The sequence below is a fragment of the Paracraurococcus lichenis genome, assembly GCF_030657435.1.
Lineage (GTDB): Bacteria > Pseudomonadota > Alphaproteobacteria > Acetobacterales > Acetobacteraceae > Paracraurococcus > Paracraurococcus lichenis.
Genome location: NZ_JAUTWS010000458.1, coordinates 1 through 522, shown reverse-complemented (window position 1 = coordinate 522; position 522 = coordinate 1). Strand labels below are relative to the sequence as shown.

The following is a 522-nucleotide window of genomic DNA, read 5'->3' as shown; positions in this document are numbered from 1 at the left end:
CAGCAGGCCAGCGAGGCCGGAGCGAAGCCGAGCCCGGCCCGGCGTGGCCCCAAGCCCGCCCTCTCCGACGAGGACCTGCTCGCAGCCATTCAGGCCGACCTCGCCCGTTCGCCCTGGACCGGCGAGGGCCACCGCAAGGTCTGGGCCAGGCTGCGGGCGATGGATGGCATCCGGGTCTCGCGCAAGCGGGTGCTGCGGCTCATGCGCGAGCACAGCCTGCTCTCGCCGCACCGCGCCCGCCCGCGGCCGGAGGCGTCGCATGAGCGGCACATCATCACCGAGGCGCCGAACGTCATGTGGGCTACCGACGCGACGCAGGTGATCACCGTCCAGGACGGCAAGGTCTGGCTGTTCGGCGTCGCCGAGCACTGGAATGCCGAGCTGCTCGGCTGGCACGTGGCCAAGCACGGCACCCGCTACGAGGCCATCCAGGCGCTTGGCATGGCGGTACGCCAGCAGTTCGGCCACCTGAGCGCAGGCGTCGCACGCGGCCTGGCGCTACGCCACGACCACGGCAGCAAC

Annotated in this window: 1 protein-coding gene; it reads left to right on the top strand. The window is 72.4% G+C overall.

Going from position 1 to position 522, the window contains the following annotated elements:
• A partial coding sequence (locus tag Q7A36_RS40785; protein WP_305109480.1) for an IS3 family transposase occupies nucleotides 1-522 on the top strand: 522 nt, incomplete at both ends.